The sequence below is a fragment of the Streptomyces sp. NBC_00335 genome (genome assembly GCF_036127095.1).
GTDB lineage: Bacteria > Actinomycetota > Actinomycetes > Streptomycetales > Streptomycetaceae > Streptomyces.
In genome coordinates this window covers 1,959,670-1,978,115 of the sequence record NZ_CP108006.1, presented here as the reverse complement: position 1 = coordinate 1,978,115, position 18,446 = coordinate 1,959,670, and the positions used below count along the sequence as shown (strand labels likewise).

At 73.0% G+C, this 18,446-nt stretch carries 17 protein-coding genes; 7 read left to right on the top strand and 10 right to left on the bottom strand.

The window, feature by feature from the left end:
• Positions 1 to 48: 48 nt before the first annotated feature.
• Complete coding sequence (locus tag OHA37_RS08820; RefSeq protein ID WP_266903782.1) at positions 49 to 1,164, bottom strand: alpha/beta hydrolase-fold protein; 1,116 nt, start codon at positions 1,162 to 1,164, stop codon at positions 49 to 51.
• A gap of 193 nt (positions 1,165 to 1,357) precedes the next feature.
• Here OHA37_RS08820 and OHA37_RS08815 point away from each other — a divergent pair, with 193 nt between their 5' ends.
• The 6 genes from OHA37_RS08815 (at position 1,358) to OHA37_RS08790 (ending at position 6,875) form a co-directional block, all read left to right on the top strand.
• On the top strand, positions 1,358 to 1,570 hold the full coding sequence (locus OHA37_RS08815; protein WP_266886023.1) for an MbtH family protein: 213 nt from the start codon (positions 1,358 to 1,360) through the stop codon (positions 1,568 to 1,570).
• A 195-nt stretch (positions 1,571 to 1,765) separates the two neighbouring features.
• A complete protein-coding gene (locus OHA37_RS08810; protein WP_266903781.1) occupies positions 1,766 to 2,434 on the top strand; it encodes an isochorismatase family protein in 669 nt (222 codons plus the stop codon).
• A gap of 106 nt (positions 2,435 to 2,540) precedes the next feature.
• The gene (gene argC, locus OHA37_RS08805) at positions 2,541 to 3,587 is read left to right on the top strand and encodes an N-acetyl-gamma-glutamyl-phosphate reductase (RefSeq protein ID WP_266903780.1); all 1,047 of its coding nucleotides are present in this window, start codon (positions 2,541 to 2,543) and stop codon (positions 3,585 to 3,587) included.
• The gene (argJ, locus tag OHA37_RS08800; protein ID WP_266903779.1) at positions 3,584 to 4,735 is read left to right on the top strand and encodes a bifunctional glutamate N-acetyltransferase/amino-acid acetyltransferase ArgJ; all 1,152 of its coding nucleotides are present in this window, start codon (positions 3,584 to 3,586) and stop codon (positions 4,733 to 4,735) included. The genes argC and argJ overlap by 4 nt, the downstream gene beginning before the upstream one ends.
• Before the next feature lie 11 nt (positions 4,736 to 4,746).
• A complete protein-coding gene (gene argB / locus OHA37_RS08795) occupies positions 4,747 to 5,694 on the top strand; it encodes an acetylglutamate kinase (protein ID WP_266903778.1) in 948 nt (315 codons plus the stop codon).
• A 47-nt stretch (positions 5,695 to 5,741) separates the two neighbouring features.
• Entirely contained in the window at positions 5,742 to 6,875 is a 1,134-nt protein-coding gene (locus OHA37_RS08790) for an acetylornithine transaminase (protein ID WP_266912609.1), read from the top strand.
• A 62-nt stretch (positions 6,876 to 6,937) separates the two neighbouring features.
• On the opposite strand, the gene OHA37_RS08785 is transcribed toward OHA37_RS08790, so the two are convergent.
• From OHA37_RS08785 to OHA37_RS08760, 6 genes are all read right to left on the bottom strand, one after another.
• Entirely contained in the window at positions 6,938 to 8,035 is a 1,098-nt protein-coding gene (locus OHA37_RS08785) for a right-handed parallel beta-helix repeat-containing protein (RefSeq protein ID WP_266903777.1), read from the bottom strand.
• Between the two features lie 256 nt (positions 8,036 to 8,291).
• The gene (locus OHA37_RS08780; RefSeq protein WP_443046133.1) at positions 8,292 to 8,834 is read right to left on the bottom strand and encodes a GNAT family N-acetyltransferase; all 543 of its coding nucleotides are present in this window, start codon (positions 8,832 to 8,834) and stop codon (positions 8,292 to 8,294) included.
• An 88-nt stretch (positions 8,835 to 8,922) separates the two neighbouring features.
• Entirely contained in the window at positions 8,923 to 9,645 is a 723-nt protein-coding gene (locus OHA37_RS08775) for a 4'-phosphopantetheinyl transferase family protein (protein ID WP_266912605.1), read from the bottom strand.
• Positions 9,642 to 9,872: a hypothetical protein gene (locus OHA37_RS08770; protein WP_266903776.1), complete on the bottom strand. Its 231-nt coding sequence runs from the start codon at positions 9,870 to 9,872 to the stop codon at positions 9,642 to 9,644. The genes OHA37_RS08775 and OHA37_RS08770 overlap by 4 nt, the downstream gene beginning before the upstream one ends.
• A gap of 5 nt (positions 9,873 to 9,877) precedes the next feature.
• Positions 9,878 to 11,464, bottom strand: coding sequence for an amidohydrolase (locus tag OHA37_RS08765; protein WP_266903775.1), 1,587 nt, complete (start codon positions 11,462 to 11,464; stop codon positions 9,878 to 9,880).
• Positions 11,465 to 11,601: 137 nt separating this feature from the next.
• Positions 11,602 to 12,051 (bottom strand): Lrp/AsnC family transcriptional regulator, encoded by a 450-nt coding sequence (locus OHA37_RS08760; RefSeq protein WP_266903774.1) that lies wholly within the window; start codon positions 12,049 to 12,051, stop codon positions 11,602 to 11,604.
• A gap of 126 nt (positions 12,052 to 12,177) precedes the next feature.
• Here OHA37_RS08760 and OHA37_RS08755 point away from each other — a divergent pair, with 126 nt between their 5' ends.
• Positions 12,178 to 13,188 (top strand): asparaginase, encoded by a 1,011-nt coding sequence (locus tag OHA37_RS08755; protein WP_266903773.1) that lies wholly within the window; start codon positions 12,178 to 12,180, stop codon positions 13,186 to 13,188.
• A gap of 178 nt (positions 13,189 to 13,366) precedes the next feature.
• Here OHA37_RS08755 and meaB read toward each other — a convergent pair whose 3' ends face one another.
• From meaB to OHA37_RS08740, 3 genes are read right to left on the bottom strand one after another with little or no spacing between them, the layout of a single operon-like run.
• Positions 13,367 to 14,362: a methylmalonyl Co-A mutase-associated GTPase MeaB gene (gene meaB / locus OHA37_RS08750; RefSeq protein WP_266903772.1), complete on the bottom strand. Its 996-nt coding sequence runs from the start codon at positions 14,360 to 14,362 to the stop codon at positions 13,367 to 13,369.
• Positions 14,363 to 14,367: 5 nt separating this feature from the next.
• Positions 14,368 to 16,554 (bottom strand): methylmalonyl-CoA mutase, encoded by a 2,187-nt coding sequence (gene scpA, locus OHA37_RS08745; protein WP_266903771.1) that lies wholly within the window; start codon positions 16,552 to 16,554, stop codon positions 14,368 to 14,370.
• On the bottom strand, positions 16,551 to 18,407 hold the full coding sequence (locus tag OHA37_RS08740) for a methylmalonyl-CoA mutase family protein (RefSeq protein ID WP_266903770.1): 1,857 nt from the start codon (positions 18,405 to 18,407) through the stop codon (positions 16,551 to 16,553). Before OHA37_RS08740 ends, scpA begins: the two co-directional genes overlap by 4 nt.
• Positions 18,408 to 18,446: the final 39 nt, after the last annotated feature.

Below are 18,446 nucleotides of genomic sequence, written 5' to 3'. Positions count from 1 at the left end.
TGCCCGGCGGATCCGCCGGGCAACCAGGCCCCCTTCGTCGTCGGGTGCTCAGGCCAGCGCCCAGGCGACGTCCCTGAGCAGGGCCTGCCGCCAGCCCGCCCGGTCGTGGCCCGATGCCGACCTGGAGACCCGTACGGTCGCACCGGCCTGTTCCGTGAGGGATTCGACCAGTTCGCAGTGGGGGAGCATGCGCGTCTCGTGCTCGCCCAGGTCGAAGGCGATGCGCAGCCCGGACGGGGCGGGGCGCTCGCGCAGCCGTGCGGCGATGGCGCCGCCGCGCGGACCGCCCAGCGGGTCCGGCAGGCCGGCGGCCTCCGGGGTCCACCAGAACGACCCCGACTGGCAGGCGACCCGGGACACCAGCTCCGGGAACTCCAGTGCCGCGTACATCGCGCTCAGACCGGCGAGGCTCTGCCCGGCGACCACCACCCGGCCGAGGTCCGCGGGGACCCCGCTGTCGGCGACGAGGGGCAGCAGTTCGTCCCGTACCGCCTCCCACAGCTCGGGCCGGCAACCGAACTCCGCCTGGCGGTCCTTGGTGGGCAGGAACACCAGCGTGGCCGGGGGCATGTCGCCGGCCTCGAAGGCCGCGTCGAAGGCCGTCATGGCCGGGTGCAGGTACAGCCAGTCGTCCCCGTCGAGCAGCAGGACCACCGGTCCGCCGCCGCCCACCGGGTGGACCCGTACGGTGCGCTTGCCGCCGAGCCGTTCGCTCGCCCAGCGGATCCGGGTGCGCGGCAGGGGCAGTACGTCGTCGGCGCCCACGGCCGGCCAGTACGGCTGGGGCGGGGCGTCGGGGGTGGCCACGATGGAGCGGTCGCCGCCGGCCCGGAGGGGGTTGAGCGGATCGGGGTACGACGATCCGTCATCCGCGAGGAACCGGTAGGTCACCCGGAGCCGTGCGGGCATGCGCACCTCGGCGTACCAGCAGTCCGTGTCGCGCCACCGGAGCAGCACGACCGGGTCCGACCAGCTCTCGAAGTCGATGACCGTCGGGGTGCCGCGCCACAGGAACAGGGTGACCCAACCGCCGTCGCCGGCAGGCGCGGACGCGGGAGTCGCGGCCGCCCAGAACTCGTCGGTGCCGGGCGCTGCGGGCAGGCCGAACGCGGCGAAGGGGCTGTCCGAGCCGTCCTCGGCCAGGATCCGTTCGAGTGCAGGCATCGGTGCCTCCTTGTGAGGGGGAAGGGGAAACGTTAAGCTCTATAATTAGGCGAGCCTAACCTAAGTGCATGGCTCTCTTCATTCCCGATCGACCTTTCCCACGGGCACGGCGCCCGCTGTCGGACTGCGCGCGCCGCGCGCCGCACGCCGAGGCCACCCGCCGGTCCCATCGGGCTCCTGGAGGAACCCCAGTATGAGCACCAACCCGTTCGACGATGCCGACGGCCGTTTCCTGGTCCTGGTGAACGACGAGGGTCAGCACTCCCTCTGGCCCTCCTTCGCCGAGGCTCCCGGCGGATGGACGGTCGCCCTCGCCGAGACCACCCGCGACGCGTGCCTGGAGTTCATCGAGTCGAGCTGGACCGACCTGCGCCCCCGCTCCCTCGCGGCGGCCGTCGAAGCCTGACCGGGACCGCCCGGCCCGGTGAACGTCCCTGCGGGGAAACGGTGTACGGCCCCGGACGCACCGCGCTCGCGGCGCGTCCGGGGCCGCTCCATGCGGGCCGTGCGAGCGGGATCATCGGAAATTAGGTTAGGCTAAGCTAAGTACACAGAGCCCCCGTGTGGGGCCCCATGCACGGCATCAGGGGAGGGGATCATCATGGGTCTGCCGGCCATCGGCTCCTATCCCATGCCCGATCGCGCCGCCCTGCCCCGCTCCAGCGCGTCCTGGGCCATCGACCCCGGCCGCGCCGCACTCCTGGTCCACGACATGCAGAACCACTTCGTGGGGGAACTCCCGACGGACAGGTCCCCGGTCGTGGAACTCGTGGAGAACATCACGGCACTTCGGGCCCTCGCCACGGCACTGGGGATTCCGGTCGTCTTCACCGCCGAGCCGGCCGCCCAGCCGCCGGGCCAGCGCGGCCTCGCCGCGGACGTCTGGGGGCCGGGCATCGGTGACGGGACCGACGCCGCCGCGATCATCCCGCCGCTCACCCCGCAGCCGGGCGAGCGCGTCCTGGCCAACGTGCGCCACAACGCCTTCCTGCGCAGCCACTTGGGGAGGCTGCTGCGCTCGGAGGGGCGTGACCAGCTGATCGTCTGCGGGGTCCACGCCCACCTCGGCGTCCTCCTGACGGCCGCGGACGCCTTCATGAACGACATCCAGCCCTTCGTGGTCGCCGACGCCGTCGCCGACTTCTCCGCCGAGGAGCACGCGATGGCCCTGCGCTGGGCCGCCCGCAGCGCGGTGGTGTGCACGACCGAGACCCTGCTCCGCGAGCTGCTGCTCGGCGGAGGGTCCCGAAACGTGCGCAAGGATGCCTGAGCGCATCCCGCCGACGCCCGCACCCCGCCCACGCCGTCACCACGCCATCAGCACGGCGCCGCCCTGCCCGAAGGCGCCCGCACGAACCGAGAGAGAGCGGAAGAACATGACCGTACGGGTCGCGGTGGCCGGCGCCAGCGGCTACGCGGGCGGGGAGCTGCTCCGCCTGCTGGGCTCGCACCCCGCCGTGGAGATCGGAGCCCTGACCGCGCACAGCAGCGCGGGGCGTCCGCTGGGGTCCGTACAGCCACAGCTTCCGGAGTTCGCCGACCGGATCCTCCTGGACACCTCCGCCGCCTCCCTGCGCGGCCACGACGTGGTGTTCCTCGCCCTGCCGCACGGTCAATCGGCCGCCCTGGCCGAGGAAATGGAGCCCGGCACGCTGGTGGTGGACTGCGGCGCCGACTTCCGGCTGCGGGACGCGGCCGCCTGGGAGCGGTTCTACGGCAGCCCCCACGCGGGCACCTGGCCCTACGGGCTGCCCGAACTGCCGGGAGCTCACGCCGAGTTGAAGGGCGCCACCCGGATCGCCGTACCCGGCTGCTACCCCACGGCGGTCACCCTGGCGCTCTTCCCCGCCTACGCGGCGCACCTGGTCGAACCCGAGGCCGTCATCGTCGCCGCCAGCGGCACCTCCGGCGCCGGACGCGCGCTCAAGACGCACCTCCTCGGCGCCGAAGTGATGGGCTCCATGACCCCGTACGGAGTCGGCGGCGGCCACCGGCACACCCCGGAGATCGCCCAGAACCTGTCCCGCGCGGCCGGTGAGCACGTGAGCGTCTCCTTCACCCCCACCCTGGCGCCCATGCCCCGGGGCATCCTCGCCACCTGCTCGGCCCGGCTGCGCCCGGCCGCGGGCACCTCCGCGATCCCCTCGCAGGACGAGGTGCGCGCCGTGTTCGAAGCCGCGTACGCCGACCAGCCGTTCGTACGGCTGCTGCCGCCCGGCCGGTGGCCCGCCACCGCCGCGGTCCTCGGCTCGAACAGCGCCCAGGTGCAGATTGCCGTGGACCCGGACGCCCGCAGGCTGATCTGCGTGAGCGCCATCGACAACCTGACGAAGGGCACCGCCGGTGGCGCGGTGCAGAGCATGAACATAGCCCTCGGCCTGCCGGAACGGCTGGGCCTGCCCATGAATGGAGTGGCTCCGTGAGTGTGACCGCCGCCCGGGGATTCCTGGCGGGCGCCGTGCGCGCCGGCATCAAGGAGTCCGGTGACCCGGACCTGGCCCTGGTGGTGAACCGGGGGCCGTCGCGCGCCGCCGCCGGCGTCTTCACCTCGAACCGCGTGCAGGCCGCGCCCGTACGCTGGTCCCGCCGCGTGCTCGCCGACGGGCGGATCTCCGCCGTCGTCCTCAACTCGGGTGGCGCGAACGCCTGTACGGGACCCGGTGGCGCCGAGGACGCGCAGGCGATGGCCGAGCGCACCGCGGGGGCCGTCGAGGTCGCCGCCGACGAGGTCGCGGTCTGCTCCACCGGCCTGATCGGCGTCCGGCTGCCGATGGACCGGGTGACGGCCGGCATCACCGCCGCCGCGGACCGGCTGTCGCCCGAAGGCGGCGAGGAGGCGGCCGTCGCGATCAAGACGACGGACTCCGTCCACAAGACGGCGGTGGCCGCAGGCCCCGGCTGGACGGTGGGAGGCATGGCGAAGGGCGCCGGGATGCTCGCCCCGGGACTCGCCACCATGCTGGTCGTCCTGACCACGGACGCCGACGCGAGCGCCGGCACACTCGACGCGGCGCTGCGCGAAGCCGTCCGTACCACCTTCGACCGGGTGGACTCGGACGGCTGCATGTCCACCAACGACACCGTGCTGCTGCTCGCTTCGGGCAGCTCGGGCATCACGCCCGGACCCGCGGAGCTCACCGCGGCCGTGCACGCCGTGTGCCGGGACCTGGCGCTCCAGCTGGTCGCGGACGCCGAGGGCGCGTCCAAGGAGATCGAGGTGGCCGTCGTCGGCGCCGCCTCGGAGGCGGACGCCGTGGAGGTGGGCCGCTCGGTGGCCCGCAACAACCTCCTCAAGTGCGCCCTGCACGGCGAGGACCCGAACTGGGGCCGGGTGCTGTCCGCGATCGGCACCACCTCGGCCGCCTTCGACGCGGACCGGCTGGACGTGGCCATCAACGGCACCTGGGTGTGCCGGGACGGCGCCGAAGGCGAGCCGCGCGACAAGGCCGACCTGTCCGGCCGCCGGATCACCATCACCGTGGACCTGCGCTCCGGCGACTCCTCGGCCGTCATCTGGACCAACGACCTGACGGCCGAGTACGTGCACGAGAACAGCGCCTACAGCTCGTGAACGGGGTCGAGATGACGGCGGAGACGAATCGGCAGACGCATCGGACGCAGGCGCGGGCCACCGTGCCGGCCCCCCGGGACCTGCCCTGGCTGGAGCAGCTCCAAGGCCGCACGGTCGTCGTCAAGTTCGGCGGCAACGCCATGGTGGACCCCTCCACGCACCGGACGTTCGCCCAGGACGTCGTGGAGCTCTGGCACGCGGGCCTGCGACCCGTCGTCGTCCACGGCGGCGGACCCCAGATCAGCGCACTGCTCGACCGGCTCGGCCTGGAGACGCGCTTCGAGGCCGGAATGCGGGTGACCACGCCGGAGACGATGGACGTGGTCCGCATGGTGCTCACCGGCAAGGTCCAGCGCGAGCTGGTCGGGGCCATCAACGCCCACGGGCCCTTCGCCGTGGGCCTGTCGGGCGAGGACGCCCACACGATGACCGCCGTACGCCGCCCGGCCTGGGTCGACGGCCTGCCGGTGGACATCGGCCTGGTCGGCGACATCGTGGACGTGGACGCCGCGACGATCGGCGGGCTGCTGGAACAGGGCCGCATCCCCGTGGTCTCACCCGTCGCGCGCGGCGAGGACGGCCAGGTCTACAACGTCAACGCCGACCTCGCGGCCTCGGCCCTGGCCGTGGCCCTCGGGGCCGACCGGCTGGTGGTGATGACCGATGTCGAGGGGCTGTACGCGGACTGGCCGCACAGCACCGAGGTGATCGACCGCCTCACGGCCGGCGAACTGGACGCCCTGCTGCCGGAGCTCGCGAGCGGCATGCTCCCCAAGATGGAGGGCTGCCTGCGCGCCGTACGGGCGGGCGTCGCCAGGGCGCAGGTCATCGACGGCCGGGTGCCGCACGCGCTGCTGCGCGGGGTCTTCACCGAGGACGGACCCGGCACCACGGTGGTGCCGGACGAGGAGACCGGGCCCGAACGGTCCGGCGGCAAGGGCGAGGGAGACGGCGCGTGATCGCCGACAGCACGAGGACACCGCTCGCCGACCGCTGGCGCGCGGTGATGATGGACACCTACGGAACTCCCGCGCTCGCCCTGGTCAGGGGCGAGGGCAGCACGGTCTGGGACGAAGACGGCCGCGCGTACACGGACTTCACCGGCGGGATCGCCGTCAACGCCCTCGGGCACGCCCACCCGGCCCTGGTCTCGGCCGTCCAGGAGCAGGTCGCCCGGCTCGGGCACGTGTCGAACCTGTTCGTCTCGGAGCCGGCCGTCGCGCTGGCGGAACGGCTGCTGGCCCTGCTGGACCGGCCGGGGCGGGTGTTCTTCGCCAACTCGGGCGCGGAGGCGGTCGAAGCCGCCTTCAAGATCGCCCGCCGGACCGGGCGCACGCACCTGGTCGCGACGCAGGGCGGGTTCCACGGCCGCACCATGGGGGCGCTCGCCCTCACCGGCCAGCCGCCCAAGCGGGCCCCCTTCCTGCCCCTGCCCGGGGAGGTCACGCACGTTCCCTACGGGGACGCGGAGGCGCTCCGCGCGGCCGTCACCGAGCACACGGCAGCCGTCGTACTCGAACCCCTGCAGGGCGAGGCCGGAGTCCTCCCGGCGCCCGGGGGCTACCTGCGCGCGGCCCGGGAGATCACCCGCGCCACGGGCACCCTGCTCGTACTGGACGAGGTGCAGACCGGGATCGGCCGTACCGGCCACTGGTTCGCGCACCAGGCGGAGCCGGGAGCGGAGCCGGACGTGATCACCCTGGCCAAGGGGCTGGGCGGCGGCCTGCCGATCGGCGCCACCATCGCCTTCGGCGACGCCGCCGATCTGCTGACCCCCGGTCAGCACGGCTCCACCTTCGGCGGCAACCCGGTCGCGTGCGCGGCCGGGCTCGCCGTCCTGGAGACCATCGAGAAGGAAGGGCTGCTCGCCCACGCCGAGCGGGTGGGGGAGCGGCTGAGGCTCGGCATCGAGGCCCTGGAACACCCCCTGGTCCGGGAAGTGCGGGGGGCCGGCCTGCTCTTGGGCGTCGTCCTCGCCGAGCCGGTCGCCGCGCGGGTCCAGCGGGCCGCCCAGGACGCCGGGTTCCTCGTCAACGCGGCGGGCGCGGGCGTCGTACGGCTGGCTCCCGCCCTGACGCTGCCGCAGGAGCGGGCCGATGCCCTGGTGGCGGCGCTGCCGGGGATCCTCGGCGCCTCGTAGGGACGGCGGGTCGTACGGACCGGGGCGGGTCCCTCATGGGGCCCGCCCCGGCGCGGCATCGGCTACGGCGTGGTGGTCACCGTGGCGGTGAATCCGCAGCATTCGAACTTCCGGATCGGGTCACCCGAGGTCTTCGTGATCTTCACGTGGTCCAGCCGCGCCGTGGTGTCGACGGCCGAGGCGATGACGGCGACGCCGCCCACCCCGCCCCGGACGGTGTCCTTGACCGCGGTGAACGTGCCGTCCTGCAGGGCCAGCCCGAAGTACTCGTTGTCGATCAGGGTGTTGTGGCTGGTGTCCATCGTGCCGAACGCGTAGATGCCGAGCTGGTTGCCGACGAGGCGGTTCTTGGTGACCACGACCCCGGTGTTGGCCAGGATGCCGGCGTGCTGCAACTCGGTGTAGAAGTCGGGTCCGCAACCCGGATCCGGCTCGCGGCAGGCGTTGTCGCTCACGGTGTTCTGCTCGGCCCTGCCGGTCGCCTCGACGAACTCGATCCCGTCGGTGGAGATGCTCTTCTGGCCGGTGACGACGTTGCGGAGCAGCGTGGCCTGCGAACCCGCGTTGAGCACGACGATGCCGGAGCCCTGATAGTCCGTGATCTTGGAATCCCGGATGGTCGCCGACCCCGTACCCACGGGAAAGTCCCCGATGAGGACGGAATTCGCGCTCCGGAAGCACGGGGCCATGGGGGTGTCCTTGATGTGGGACACCGCCGCGTGGCTCAGGTCCAGGTGCGCTCCTCCCAGGACCCGGATGCCTGCCCCGAGCGCGCCCGCGTCGCACGTGCCGGAACCCGGCCCGCTCACGGTCAGGCGGGAGATCCTCACGGACGCCTCGTTGTCGAGGGAGACGATCGAGTTGAGGCCGTCGGTGCCCGTCACCAACTGCTCGGGAGCGAGGATGGTGGTCTTCCCGGCTCCCGCCCCCGTGACGGTGAGGTCCTTGCGGATCGTCACCTGCTCCCGGTAGGTGCCGGGGCGAACGGTGATGTCGTCTCCGGGGCCGGCGGCGTCGACCGCCGACTGGATGGTCGGGTAGGCCGCCGTGGGGACGATCAGGTCGCGAGGGTTCGCCGCGGCGGAGGCCGGTGCGAGGGCGCCGGTCGCCGCAAGGGCCATACCCCCGAGCAGCAAGCCCACAATGCGTGCAGACCGCATGATGCTCCTTCAAGCCATGGGATGAGGAGAGCGAATCCGACCAGGGCGTGCGCGTCGGCTTCCGCGTGCTGCCGTACGCGTCGGGCCGGGTGGATTCGGCCAACATCATTGGGCAGCGCGCGGGGGCAGGGCCCCCGAACTCGACCGGGGAGGGCACCATTGCAGTAGCGGACTCACCTCAACGGCCCACCGCGGTTTGGGGGAGACACCAGCGCGGCCCGGCAGTCCCCGTCGCGCGTACCTCCGGTCCCGCCGTCTACAGGGCGCGGGACAGCACGCGTGCGCCCCGGGCGGGGTCCAGGGAACGGGCCCACTCGGCGGGCGCCAGGGCCGGGCAGGCCGGGAGGAAGCCGTTCTGGAGGAAGAGGCGGCCGCTGCCGGTCGTCGCCGTGAACAGCGTGGTCAGGGAGCGGTTGCGGGCCCTGGCGAGCGCCGCGTGCAGCAGCCGGGCGCCCATGCCGGAGCCCTGCCGGTGGGCCGCGACGCAGAAGTTGTACAGCACGCCGGCGGCGGGGTGTTCGCGCAGCCCGAGGCAGCCTTCGAGGGTTCCGTCGGGTGCTTGCGCGACGAGGAAGTCGGACGCCCGGGAGAGGTAGAGGGAGAGCGGGCGTTCGCGCAGCGCCCCCGCATGGACGAACGGCCGGGAGAGGGCGGCGAGCGCCGGGCCGTCGTCCCGGCGCGCCGGGCGCACGAAGAACTCGGGGACCCCGGGGGCCTCGTGCCACCGGGGGGCGGGGACGGGGGTGCGGGGCGACAGGATGGCGTGCGCGGCGGCAGGGTGCAGCGTGGCCGTGGTCAAGGTGTTCCTTCCTCGGTTCCGCCGTGTGCGGGGCGGGTGCGGAGGCGCAGGCCTCCCGGCGGAACTGTCGAAGTAAGGTTAGCCTTACCTAGCTGGCGGAGCCAACTCGGCCCGTACGGACGGCGCGTGCCGCCACGTAGCCGGGAAAGGCGGGCACGTCCTCGACGGTCCATCCCGGCGGAGCCGAGGGGGTCGCGCCCGTGCCCACGTACGTCAGGGCCGGGTTCCCGCCGAGGCCGATGCCGATCCCCTTGAGATAGGCCTCCTTGCGGGACCAGCAGCGGGCCACCGCGCCGGGAAGCTCCTCGGCCGGCAGCGCCGCCAGCTCGGCGCGCTCGGCCGGATGGAGGACCTCGGCCAGTTCGGAGGCCACCTGGGCGGCCAGCGCGGGCACCGGCCGCTCCTCGACGTCGACTCCGACCGGACTGTCCGCGAAGGCCACCAGTACGGCGTCCCCCGCGTGGGACAGCGAGAAGTGCAGCGGCACGCCGGGCACGGCCGGCCGACCGTGCGGCGCCCCGCAGCCGGGGCACGGCTCGCGGAAGAAGCGCACCCGCGCCGGGTCCTCACCGAGGCGGTCGCCCAGCAACTGCCGCAGCACGACGTGCGCGACCCGGTACTGGTCACGGTCGCCGGCCCGCCTGATCCCCTGGAGCCGGGCCCGCTCGGCTGCGTCGAGCATCCCCTCCGACTCCCGCGCCCGGTCCGCGTACAGGCTGACGCGCACGGCCCACAGCCCCGGTCCGGGCGAGGTGAGCCAGGGCTGCGCCGAGGCGCCGGCGCCGGGGGCCGGGCCCGCCGCGGCGGTCATCCGCACGGGCGGCCGGGGTAGGTGTCACCCTCCGGGGCCCCGACCTCGCGCATCCGGCACAGAACCTCCCCGAGGAGCGCGTCGTCCACGTCGACGGGCATGTTGAACTCCCGGTCGAAGACGAAGGAATCACCCGCGCCCGCGTGCCAGATCACCCAGCGCGGCGGCATCTCGGGCGCCTCCCACAGCGGGGAGAAACGTTCCAGAACGCTCGTCTGACCACTCACACCGATCACAGCTTTCCCGCATCCGTCGTCGTCTGGTGTCCGTCAACAAAGGTCTCCACGACCTCGATGGCACTGATCCGGGAGGGATCGACGCGCCGCGGGTCGTCGCCCAGGACGACCAGGTCGGCGCGCTTGCCCGGAGTGAGGCTGCCCGCCCTGTCGTCCCACCGGCAGGCGTACGCACCGGCGACCGTGTAGGCGCGCAGCGCCTCCTCGACCGTGACCGCCTCGTCCGGCCCGATCGGCCGCCCGGAGGCGGAGGCGCGCTCGACCATGAACTGGATCGCCCGGAGCGGAGCCCCGTCCGTGACGGGCCGGTCCGAGCTGCCCACGAGCGTCACCCCGTGGTCCAGGAACCCGCGCCCCCGGTACATCCAGGGGGCCCGCTCCTCACCCATCACGTCCGCATAGTCGTCCCCGAAGGAGTACAGGAAGGCCGGCTGGACGACCGCGCTGACGCCCAGGCGCGCGAAGCGCGGGAGCTGGTCGGGGCGGATCAGCCCGGCGTGCTCGATCCGGTGCCGCGCGTCCGGCCGGGGCCGTAGCCGCTGCGCCTCCTCCAGCGCGTCGAGCGCGAGGTCGGCGGCGCGGTCCCCGATGGCGTGGACGGCGAGCTGCCAGCCGGCGAGGTGGCCGTCCACGATGAGCCGGGTGAGGCGGTCGGGGTCGTCCTGGAGCTGTCCGGTGTGGTCCGTGCCCGCGTACGGGGCCGTGAGCGCGGCGGTGCGGGCCATCATCCCGCCGTCGGTGTAGATCTTGAGCGCGCCCAGCGACAGCCAGTCGTCGCCGAACCCGGTGCGCATGCCCAGGTCCAGCGAGCGGGGGATCCCGTCCTCCCGGTGCGCTTCGCGCGGCCGCAACGTATCGCCCGCGGGCATGAGCTGCACCCGCAGGGGCAGCCTCCCCCGGTCCCGCAGCAGCTGGTACGCGCCGAGCTCCACCGGGCTGTGGCCGAGCAGCCCGCCCCCGATGCCCGCCTCGGCGACGGCGGTCACGCCTTCGGCGAGGCAGGTCCGGGCCGCGCGCTCGACGGCATCGGCGATCTCGTCCTGCCCGTACGGCAGCCGGAGCCGGCGCGCGGCGGTCATGGCGCCCTCGGCCAGGAAGCCGTCCTGGTGCGGGACGCCGTCGGGGAGCAGGCGCAGCACCGCGCTGTTCACGACGCACCCGTGTCCCGAGTCGTGCATCAGGAACACCTTGCGCCCGGGGCTGACCGCGTCCAGCTCGGCGGCGGTCAGGTGCCGCCCCAGCGCCCGCTGGTCGTACCCCATGACGTCGACCCAGGCGCCGTCCCCGCCCGCAGAGCGGGAGACCGCCTCCGCCACCACCGCCAGCACGTCCTCGACGCGCTCGCACGGGGCGACGCTCGGGGTGCTCTGCTTCAGCCCGGTCCAGGCCAGGTGGACGTGACTGTCGATGAACCCGGGCAGCACGGTGGCGCCCTGCAGATCGATGACCTCACGGGCCGGCAGCGAGGCCACGTCCTCGTCGAGCCCCACGATCCGCCCCCGCCAGATCCCCAGCGTGTGGGCGAAGGGGCGGTCCGGATCCATGGTGACGAAGTTCGCGTTGGTCAGCCTCGAACACAGCATTGGGCAGTCCAACTCCCCCTGGCGGCAACGCGCGTGTACACGGGTCAGGACAGGGGGCCCAGGGCTGCCACGTCCGACTTAGGTAACCCTAACCATATACGTGGTGCGTGGTCAACGCGCGGGCCGCCCTCCCTCGGTCAGACCGGCAGGCCCTCCGGTTCCTTGATGCGCTTCATGATGATCTGGGAGTTGACCTCCGTGACGCCCGAGAGGGCCGTCAGCTTTTCGATCCAGAGGCGTTCGTACGCGCGGAGGTCCGCGACCGCGATGCGCAGGAGGCAGCCGGGGCTGCCGAAGAGGCGGTAGGCCTCGATGATGTCGGGGATCTCCTGGAGGGCCGCCTCGAAGGCCTCGACGGCCTCGCGGTCGCGGCGGACCTCCACGGAGACCAGGACCTCGAAGCCGCGGCCCACCGCTTCGGGGGAGATCACCGCGCGGTACCCCTGGATGATCCCTTCCTCTTCCAGCTGGCGGACCCGGCGCATGCAGGGGGAGGGGGTGAGGCCCACGCGCTGGGCCAGCTCCTGGTTGCTGAGCCGGCCGTCGGCCTGGAGCTCGCGCAAGATTTGTCTGTCGATCGCGTCCATGGCGCAATTATCACGCATGGTTTGTTGCGGGCTTGGGTGAAGTGGCAATCACATTGCGCGTAGATCGGCCTACCATTGCCTTTTGTAGAAAATATGTGCGGACGGTGTGAGGGAAGGATCGTGGCCATGGGACGCGTCGTCGTGATCAGTACGGGCGGGACGATAGCCAGCCGCTGGCAGGGTTCCGGTTTCGCGGCCGATGCCGACGGGGCCGAGGTCATGGCGACCGCGCCGCTGCCCGAGGGCGTGAGCGTGGAGGTCGTCGACCTGTTCAGCGTGAACAGCCCCCGGCTGACCACCGCGCACCAGTTGACCCTGCTGCGGACCGTGCACGAGGTGCTCGCCGATCCGGGTGTGGACGGGATCGTCGTCACGCACGGCACGGACACGCTGGAGGAGTCGGCGTTCCTGGTGGACCTGTATCACCGTGATGTGCGTTCCGTCGTCTTCACCGGCTCGCAGCGGCCCATGGGGGCGGCCGACGGGGACGGTCCCGGCAATCTCTACGACGCCCTGCTGACCGCCTCGACCACGCGCGGGCTAGGCGTCCTGGTCGCGTTCGCGGGGCGGGTGCACGCGGCCCGCGGGACCGTGAAGACGCAGGCCGTGGCCCTCGACGCCTTTGCCGACCCGTCGAAGGAACTGCTGGGGAAGGTCGGCTTCGGCAAGGTCACCGTGCTGCGGACGCCGGTGCGGCCGGAGCCGCTGCCGCTGCCCGCTGTGGCCGAGGGACCCGAATGGCTGCCGCGGGTGGATGTCGTGGTGCACCACGTGAGCGGTGACGCCGTGCTGCTGAACGCCGCGGTGGCGGCGGGCGCGAGGGGGATCGTGCTGGTCGGGACGGGCGCGGGGAACGCGACCCCGGAGGTCGTCGACGCGGTGAAGGCGGCCGTCGCGGACGGCGTGCTGGTGGCGTTGACCACGCGGGTCGCGGCCGGGCCGGTGACGGAGATCTACACCCACGGGGGTGCGGTGGATCTGGTTGCGGCCGGGGCCGTGCCGACGGGGACGCTGCGGGCGCCGCAGGCGCGGGTCGCGGTGCTCGCGGCGCTGCTCTCCGAGGGGGATGCGGAAGCTCGGGTGCGGGTGCTGCGGCGGGTGCTGGCCACCGGGCAGCCCGTGCTGGTCGCCGCCTGACCCTGGCGGGTCGGGCCTGACCCTGGCGGGTCGGGCCTGACCCTCGCGGGTCGGGCCTGCGGTGCGTGATTCCGGGGCGGGGTCGGGGGTGCCGCTGCGCGGGGCTTGCTCCCCGCCCCGCCCTTTCTCCGTTTCCTGGGGCTCCGCCCCAGACCCCGCGCCTCGAACGCCGGCGGGGCTATGTGGGCGAGGAGTCGGTGAAGGCCGCCAGGAGGTGGTCCGCCGCCAGGGTGGGCGTCAGGGTGCCCGCCCGGACCGCTGATTCCAGGCTCGGGGCCAGGTCCCGTACCGCCGGGTTCGAGCGGAGGCGTTCCAGGAGTTCGTCGCGGACCATCGACCAGGTCCACTCCACCTGCTGGGCCGCGCGCTTCGACGCCAGGCGGCCGCCCGCTTCCAGGAGCACGCGGTGCTGTTCCAGGCGGTTCCAGACCTCATCCAGGCCCGTGGATTCCCGGGCGCTGCACGTCAGGACCGGTGGGGTCCAGGCGGCGTCGGCCGGGTGCATCAGGCGCAGCGCGCTGGACAGTTCGCGTGCCGCCGCCTTCGCGTCGCGCTCGTGCGGGCCGTCCGCCTTGTTGACGGCGAGGACGTCGGCCAGTTCCAGGACGCCCTTCTTGATGCCCTGGAGGCCGTCGCCCGTGCGGGCGAGGGAGAGGAGGAGGAAGGAGTCGACCATTCCGGCGACCGTCGTCTCCGACTGGCCCACGCCGACCGTTTCGACGAGCACCACGTCGTAGCCCGCGGCCTCCATCACGATGATCGATTCCCGGGTGGCCTTCGCCACCCCGCCCAGCGTCCCCGCCGAGGGGGACGGGCGGACGAAGGCCGCGGGGTCCACGGAGAGGCGTTCCATGCGGGTCTTGTCGCCCAGGATGGAGCCGCCCGTACGGGTGGAGGAGGGGTCGACCGCCAGGACCGCCACCCGGTGGCCCAGGCCCGTCAGCAGTGTGCCGAAGGCGTCGATGAAGGTGGACTTCCCGACGCCCGGCACACCGCTGATGCCGATCCGGCGCGCCCGCCCCGAGTGGGGGAGGAGTTCGGTCAACAGCTGCTGGGCCAGGGCCCGGTGCGCGGGCAGGGTGGACTCGACGAGGGTGATCGCGCGCGCGATGAACGCGCGCTTCCCGTCGAGCACGCCCTTCGTGTAGGCGGGGATGTCGATCCGCGGCGGCACGGCGCCTACAGCTCGTGACCCAGGTCCGCGGCGAGCCGCGTCACCAGGTCGTGCGCCGCGTCCGGGATGACCGTGCCGGGCGGGAACACCGCCGTCGCCCCCATCTCCAGGAGGGTGGGGACGTCCGCGGGCGGGATGACCCCGCCCACGACGATCATGATGTCCTCGCGGCCCTCCGAGGCGAGGGCCTCGCGCAGTGCCGGCACCAGGGTCAGGTGACCGGCCGCGAGGGAGGAGACGCCGACCACGTGCACGTCGGCCTCGACGGCCTGGCGGGCCACTTCCTCCGGGGTCTGGAACAGCGGGCCGACGTCGACGTCGAAGCCGAGGTCGGCGAAGGCGGTGGCGATGACCTTCTGGCCGCGGTCGTGCCCGTCCTGGCCCATCTTGCAGACCAGGATGCGCGGACGGCGGCCCTCGACCTCCTCGAACCGGTCGACGAGCGCACGGGTGCGCTCCAGGGACGGGGACTCGCCTGCCTCGGTTCGGTACACACCCGAGATCGTACGGATCTGGCTCGCGTGCCGCCCGTACACCTTCTCCAGGGCGTCCGAGATCTCGCCCACCGTGGCCTTCGCGCGCGCCGCGTCCACCGCCAGGGCGAGGAGGTTGCCGTCCCCGCGCTCGGCCGCGTTCGTCAGCGCCCGCAGGGTGTCCTGGGTGACCGCCTCGTCGCGCTCCGCCCTCAGCCGCCGCAGTTTCTCGATCTGCTGGGTGCGCACGGAGGAGTTGTCGACCTTGAGGACGTCGATCTGTTCGTCCGTCTCCACCCGGTACTTGTTGACGCCGATCACCGGCTGGCGGCCGGAGTCGATACGGGCCTGCGTGCGGGCCGCCGCCTCCTCCACGCGGAGCTTGGGGATGCCGGCGTCGATGGCCTGGGCCATGCCGCCGGCCGCCTCGACCTCCTGGATGTGCTGCCAGGCCCGGCGCGCCAGGTCGTACGTCAGCTTCTCGACGTACGCGCTGCCGCCCCACGGGTCGATGGACCGGCAGGTGCCCGACTCCTGCTGCAGCAGGAGCTGGGTGTTGCGGGCGATGCGCGCGGAGAAGTCCGTCGGGAGGGCGAGGGCCTCGTCCAGCGCGTTGGTGTGCAGCGACTGGGTGTGGCCCTGGGTCGCCGCCATCGCCTCGATGCAGGTGCGGGTGACGTTGTTGAAGACGTCCTGCGCCGTGAGGGACCAGCCCGAGGTCTGCGAATGGGTGCGCAGGGAAAGGGACTTGGCGTTCTTCGGGTCGAACTGCTTGACCAGGCGCGCCCACAGGAGGCGGGCCGCGCGGAGCTTCGCCACCTCCATGAAGAAGTTCATGCCGATCGCCCAGAAGAAGGACAGGCGCGGCGCGAAGGCGTCCACGTCCAGACCGACGGCCTGGCCGGCGCGCAGGTACTCCACGCCGTCGGCGAGGGTGTACGCCAGCTCCAGGTCGGCCGTGGCTCCGGCTTCCTGGATGTGGTAGCCGGAGATGGAGATGGAGTTGTAGCGGGGCATCTTCTGCGAGGTGAAGGCGAAGATGTCGGAGATGATCCGCATCGAGGGCTTCGGCGGATAGATGTAGGTGTTGCGGACCATGAACTCTTTGAGGATGTCGTTCTGGATGGTCCCGGCGAGCTTGTCGGGGGAGACGCCCTGCTCCTCCGCCGCCACGATGTAGAGGGCGAGGACGGGCAGCACGGCGCCGTTCATCGTCATCGACACGGTCATCTTGTCCAGCGGGATGCCGTCGAAGAGCTGGCGCATGTCGTAGATCGAGTCGATGGCCACGCCCGCCATGCCGACGTCACCGGTCACGCGCGGGTGGTCGCTGTCGTAGCCGCGGTGGGTGGGCAGGTCGAAGGCGATCGACAGGCCCTTCTGGCCGGCCGCGAGGTTGCGCCGGTAGAAGGCGTTGGACTCCTGGGCCGTGGAGAAGCCGGCGTACTGCCGGATGGTCCAGGGCTGGTTGACGTACATCGTGGGGTAGGGGCCGCGCAGGTACGGGGCCACGCCCGGGTAGGTCTGGAGGAAGTCCAGGCCCTCCAGGTCACGGCCGGTGTACAGGGGCTGCACGCCGATGCCCTCGGGCGTCTCCCACAGCAGCTCGGCGGCTCCCGAGCCGGTGGACTCCTTCAGCGCGGTGCGCCACTGGTCCTCGGACCCGGCTGCCGGGGCCGCGCCGTTCAGCGCGAGTTCGGAGAAATCGGGGATGCTCAAGACGCGACTCCCATCCGGTCGAGTACGGAGGACAGCACGGCGATCGCGTCGCAGCCGGCGAAGACGTACTCGTCCACGGCCGCCGCGGCGGTGCCGGGCCTGCCCGCGAGGAACACGGTCGTCGCGCCCGCCGAGCGCAGGGCCGCGGCCACCGCCTCGGCCTGCTCCTCGTACAGCGCGTCGCTGGAGCACAGCACGGCCGTGCCGTCGGCCCCGCTCGCCGCGTAGGCCGCGGCGGCCGTCTCCGGGGTCACCGACACCGGGTCGTGGACCGGGGTGATGCCGCCCGCCTGGAACAGGTTGGAGGCGAAGGTGGCGCGGGCCGTGTGTGCGGCCGCCGGGCCCAGGGCCGCCAGGAAGACGGTCGGCCGCTTGCCCGTCGCCGCCAGGTGTACGTCGCTGCGGGTGCGCAGGGCCTCGTACGCCTCGTCGCGCCGCACGCGCGGCAGTCCGCCGGTGAGCGGGGCCGGCGCGGGTTCCCGTACGACCGGCTTCTCGGACAGGTGCGGGAACTCGCTCACTCCGGTGACGGGTTCGCGCCGGGTGGCCAGCTTCTTGGAGCGCGCGGCCCAGGTGGCGGCGAGGCGTTCGGCGACCAGGCCGGAGCGCAGGGCGGTGGCCTGACCGCCCGCCTTCTCGATGGTCTGGAAGAACTCCCAGGCGGCGTGCGCGAGTTCGTCGGTGAGCTGCTCGACGTAGTACGAGCCGCCCGCCGGGTCGATCACCCGGGCCAGGTGGGACTCCTCCAGCAGGATCGTGGAGGTGTTGCGGGAGATGCGGCGGGCGAACGCGTCGGGCAGGCCGAGCTCCTGGTCGAACGGGAGCACGGTGACCGCGTCGGCGCCGCCCACGCCCGCCGCCATGCAGGCGACGGTGGTGCGCAGCATGTTCACCCACGGGTCGCGGCGGGTCATCATCACCGGCGAGGTCACGGCGTGCTGGCGCTGGGCGCCGGCCCCCCGGGTCCCGCAGGCCTCGGCGATCCGGGCCCACAGGCGGCGGGCGGCGCGCAGCTTGGCGATGGTGAGGAACTGGTCGGCGGTGGCGGCGTAGCGGAACTCCAGCTCGCCGAAGGCCGCTTCGGTGCTCAGACCCTCGTCGGTGAGGGCGCGCAGGTAGGCGACGCCGGTGGCCAGGGAGAGCCCCAGCTCCTCGGCGGCGCTGCCGCCCGCCTCGTGGTACGGCAGGGCGTCGACGGTCAGGGCGCGCACGTGGGGCCAGGCGGCCGTGTCCGCGGCGAGCGCGGCGGCCTCCGCCAGGTCCAGGGCCTCGCCCGTGCGGGCTTCGTGGCCCAGCGGGTCGGCGCCGAGCGAGGCGTGGGCGGCCTCGGGGGCCACCCCGCGCTCGGTGTACAGCGCGAGCAGGGCCCGGGCGGCCTCCGCGTACTGGGCGCCGGGGTCCAGGGAGACCGGCGCGAGGTCGAGGTAGACCCCTTCCAGCGCCCGGCCCAGGCCCTCGGCGGGGAGGCCGGCGTCGCCGACCGCCAGCCACAGCGAGGTGGTGCCGTTCTCCAGGTCGGCGAGGGCCGCGTCGTTCACCCGTACGGGGTCGGTGCCCGCGATCCGCTGGCGCACGTCCCAGCCCGAGGCGGCACTGCCCTCGGGGCGTCCGCCCCGCACGAACGGCGCGAAACCGGGGAAACCGGTGTCCGGCGCGGTTTCGGGCGCGGTGTACAGCGGGCGGGTGGTGAGCCCGTCTTCAAGCTTCGTGGACAACGCGTCTTCCGCTGCCTCGCCGGAAACTTCCTTGCCCGACTTGCGCAGCACGCCCTCTACCAGGCGCTGCCACTGCTCATGCGTCGCGTCAGGGAATTCGGCGGCCAAGGAGAGCCCGTCATCAGGCAGGACCGTCATGGCTCGAATGTTAGGGGGGTCCTTGTGAACGACCTATAA

Excerpts from the sequence above, each read along its gene's own strand:
- OHA37_RS08820 (WP_266903782.1), bottom strand. The coding sequence starts at position 1,164 with ATGCCTGCACTCGAACGGATCCTGGCCGAGGACGGCTCGGACAGCCCC.
- OHA37_RS08815 (WP_266886023.1), top strand. The coding sequence starts at position 1,358 with ATGAGCACCAACCCGTTCGACGATGCCGACGGCCGTTTCCTGGTCCTG.
- OHA37_RS08810 (WP_266903781.1), top strand. The coding sequence starts at position 1,766 with ATGGGTCTGCCGGCCATCGGCTCCTATCCCATGCCCGATCGCGCCGCC.
- argC (WP_266903780.1), top strand. The coding sequence starts at position 2,541 with ATGACCGTACGGGTCGCGGTGGCCGGCGCCAGCGGCTACGCGGGCGGG.
- argB (WP_266903778.1), top strand. The coding sequence starts at position 4,747 with ATGACGGCGGAGACGAATCGGCAGACGCATCGGACGCAGGCGCGGGCC.
- OHA37_RS08790 (WP_266912609.1), top strand. The coding sequence starts at position 5,742 with ATGATGGACACCTACGGAACTCCCGCGCTCGCCCTGGTCAGGGGCGAG.
- OHA37_RS08785 (WP_266903777.1), bottom strand. The coding sequence starts at position 8,035 with ATGCGGTCTGCACGCATTGTGGGCTTGCTGCTCGGGGGTATGGCCCTT.
- OHA37_RS08775 (WP_266912605.1), bottom strand. The coding sequence starts at position 9,645 with ATGACCGCCGCGGCGGGCCCGGCCCCCGGCGCCGGCGCCTCGGCGCAG.
- OHA37_RS08765 (WP_266903775.1), bottom strand. The coding sequence starts at position 11,464 with ATGCTGTGTTCGAGGCTGACCAACGCGAACTTCGTCACCATGGATCCG.
- OHA37_RS08760 (WP_266903774.1), bottom strand. The coding sequence starts at position 12,051 with ATGGACGCGATCGACAGACAAATCTTGCGCGAGCTCCAGGCCGACGGC.
- OHA37_RS08755 (WP_266903773.1), top strand. The coding sequence starts at position 12,178 with ATGGGACGCGTCGTCGTGATCAGTACGGGCGGGACGATAGCCAGCCGC.
- OHA37_RS08740 (WP_266903770.1), bottom strand. The coding sequence starts at position 18,407 with ATGACGGTCCTGCCTGATGACGGGCTCTCCTTGGCCGCCGAATTCCCT.